This is a genomic window from Trinickia sp. (assembly GCF_035492435.1).
Classification (GTDB): Bacteria; Pseudomonadota; Gammaproteobacteria; order Burkholderiales; family Burkholderiaceae; genus Trinickia.
The window spans coordinates 1-3,019 of the sequence record NZ_DATJJF010000032.1; the positions used below are offsets into that span (position 1 = coordinate 1).

The following is a 3,019-nucleotide window of genomic DNA, read 5'->3' on the forward strand; positions in this document are numbered from 1 at the left end:
CGTAGGCCGAATGCATATGGGGCAGGACTAGGGTTTCGAAACGCTGCACGATGTCTGGGTCGGTCATCGCCAGTCTCGGTTGGAGTCGCCGGGGCGTGGTCTGCTCGCAGTGTGCTTTGCGTCAGACCGATCTGGGCGCGCTTTTATTCCCTGTGCAAACCGCGCAGAAGACACGTTTTCTCTCTTGCGCTGGTGCGACGGTAATAGATCAGATTCATTACCCCTTTTTCTGCCGTACCATGTGCCAACGTGATTGCGCAGACGAGGCGCCCATGCATATCGCCATACTGACTTTCGACGGTTTTAACGAACTCGACTCCCTGATCGCGTTCGGCATTCTCAACCGCATCAAGAAACCTGGCTGGCGAGTCTCAATTGCAAGCCCGACGGAGCGGGTTCGTTCGATGAACGGGGTGGTGCTCGAATCGCAGATTACCCTCAGCGAGGCGAATACCGCCGATGGCGTGCTCGTCGGTAGCGGCATGCGGACGCGGGAAGTCGTCGCGGACAACGCTTTGATGGCGCAGCTGCAGCTTGATCCGTCAAGGCAGTTGCTCGGAGCTCAATGCTCGGGCACGCTTGTCCTGGCCAAACTTGGGTTGTTGGGCGGCGTGCCGGCATGTACCGATCTGACGACTAAGCCGTGGGTGCAGGAGGCAGGCGTTGATGTGCTGAACCAGCCTTTCCATGCCAAAGGCAACGTAGCAACCGCCGGAGGGTGTTTGGCGTCGCCCTATCTGGCTGCCTGGATGATTGCCCGTCTGGACAGTATCGAAGCAGCGCAGGCTGCTCTTCATTATGTTGCGCCGGTCGGAGAGAAGGATGGCTACGTCGCGCGCGCAATGCAACACATCTTGCCGTGTCTCCAAACAAAATCCACGACATGAAGTAGATCCAGGAAGGCCTCAATGCGGCGGAAGCATGCGTCCTGGAAGCCACCGCCGTCTTTGCCGCTGCCTGAATTGGCTACTTCATAATCTTCTGGCGCAGTGCCGTCAATAGTGTTCGTCGAAGGGAGAAATTGTTCGCCGCATTTTTTTCGGTTAGCCTCGCAGGCTTTTCTCCGCTATTCAGCCTGTGCCAATGCAACGACGCCGATTTTTCACTTCACTCGCTTGCCTAAGCGCCGCCCTCAGCTCCCGCCCGGCTGCTGCAGCGGACATGCCTTTGGGGGCCGTCAACGGCCCGATTCCGCAAGATTCGCTCCTCGCCAGCGCCACGCTCGCGCATTATCTGCGGCGTATTGAAGCGCTCGACCGTCAAGGTCCGCAACTGCGCAGCATCATCGAACTGAACCCGGACGCGCATCGGATCGCAGCGTCCCTCGACGCCGAGCGGCACGCTGGCAAGGTGCGCGGCCCGCTGCATGGTGCGGTGCTCGTCGTCAAAGACAACATCGCGACGGGCGACCGGATGTCGACAACGGCGGGCTCACTCGCGCTCGACGGCATCCGTGCCACGCGCGACTCCTTCGTCGTCGCGCGCCTGCGCGACGCCGGTGCCGTCATCGTGGGCAAGGCCAATCTCAGCGAGTGGGCGAATATCCGTTCGACGCGGGCGACGAGCGGCTGGAGCGCGCGTGGCGGGCTCACGCGTAATCCGCACGCGCTTGATCGCACGGCGAGCGGGTCGAGCTCCGGGGCGGGCGCGGCCATTGCGGCCGGCCTTGCGTCGATGGCGGTCGGCACCGAGACCGACGGCTCGATTACGTCGCCTGCGTCCATCAACGGCATTGTCGGCCTCAAGCCGACCGTTGGCCGTGTGAGTCGCGATGGGGTCGTGCCGATCACGAGCAAGCAGGATACGCCGGGGCCGATAACTCGCACGGTTGCCGACGCAGCCCGGCTGCTCGCAGCGATTGCAGGCCCGGACAGCAATGATCCTGCGACGCTGCAAGCGCCGCCCCCCGACGACTACGTTGCGGCGCTCGATAAGAACGCCTTGCGTGGCGCGCGCATTGGTGTGGCGCGCGAGTACTTCACCGGGCACGATGAGATCGACGGGGAGATCGAGCGCGCAATCGCGCAACTGATCGCGCTCGGCGCGACCATCGTCGACCCGATCGAGCTGCCGAAGGTCGATTACGCCAACGAGGAGCTCAGCGTCTTGCTGCACGGGTTCAAGCACGAGCTGCCGCTGTGGCTCGCGCGGTTCGCGCCCAACGCGCCCGTCAAGAACCTCGCCGACGTCATCGCCTTCAACGAAAAGCACCAAGAGAGCGAAATGCCGTTCTTTGGCCAGGAGTTGCTTCTCCAGGCGCAGGCACTCGGCGATCTGGACAGCGATGACTACCGCAAAGCGCTTGCCGTGTGCGCGAAACGCGCGCGCGAGGAGGGCCTCGACCATGCGTTTCACCAGCACCGCCTCGACGCGATTATTGCGCCGACGGGGGGCACGGCATGGCTCACGGACTTCATCAACGGCGACAGCGCCAGCGACGGATTTTCGACGCCAGCCGCCGTCGCCGGGTATCCCCATCTGACCGTGCCGGCGGGATTCGTACGCGGCTTGCCCGTGGGGTTGTCGTTCGTCGGGCCGGCCTGGAGTGAAGCGCGGCTGCTCGCATATGGCTATGCGTTCGAGCAAGCGACGCAATGGCGCCGCGATCCGCAGTTCCTGGCGCATTCGAGTATGCCGCCGCTCGGCACATCGCTTTGAATGGTGGCGCGGCGCCCGTGCGAGCAGCGATGCTTCGCTCAGGCGCTGCGCCAAGCCCGGGGCAACCCGGCCATAGTCGGCTAGGGTTATGGACAGTCGCGAAGGCGCTCGCCGTCAAGTTCCACTGCCCAACTCGGGTGTGGATCACGTGCGAGCGTCTGCGAGACACGGCGCACGGAACAGGCGCTCGAACATCAGGCCGCGGATCGTGCGGCTCAGGACTACCAGCCAGAGCACGTCGAGCATGACCGCGAGCACGACGCCGACATCCGTAAAGCCTTGAAACCCGGTGACACGAGCCAGATTGAACGTGGCGAGCGTGTAGACCCCGATCGGGAATGTGAAGCCCCACCATCCGAGG

Annotated in this window: 2 protein-coding genes and 1 pseudogene; 2 read left to right on the forward strand and 1 reads right to left on the reverse strand. The window is 63.3% G+C overall.

All coding sequences use genetic code 11. The annotated features are described in order from the left end of the window. The first annotated feature begins 272 nt into the window (after positions 1-272). The gene (locus tag VL598_RS02920) at positions 273-887 is read left to right on the forward strand and encodes a DJ-1/PfpI family protein (RefSeq protein ID WP_325325207.1); all 615 of its coding nucleotides are present in this window, start codon (positions 273-275) and stop codon (positions 885-887) included. 196 nt (positions 888-1,083) lie between these two features. Beyond that, positions 1,084-2,658 carry an amidase gene (locus tag VL598_RS02925; protein ID WP_325325206.1) on the forward strand — a complete coding sequence of 525 codons (1,575 nt, stop codon included), beginning with the start codon at positions 1,084-1,086 and terminating at the stop codon, positions 2,656-2,658. 144 nt (positions 2,659-2,802) lie between these two features. On the opposite strand, the pseudogene VL598_RS02930 reads toward VL598_RS02925, so the two are convergent. Continuing rightward, positions 2,803-3,019, reverse strand: a pseudogene (locus tag VL598_RS02930) (C4-dicarboxylate ABC transporter); the annotation flags it as partial.

Excerpts from the sequence above, each read along its gene's own strand:
- VL598_RS02920 (WP_325325207.1), top strand. The coding sequence starts at position 273 with ATGCATATCGCCATACTGACTTTCGACGGTTTTAACGAACTCGACTCC.
- VL598_RS02925 (WP_325325206.1), top strand. The coding sequence starts at position 1,084 with ATGCAACGACGCCGATTTTTCACTTCACTCGCTTGCCTAAGCGCCGCC.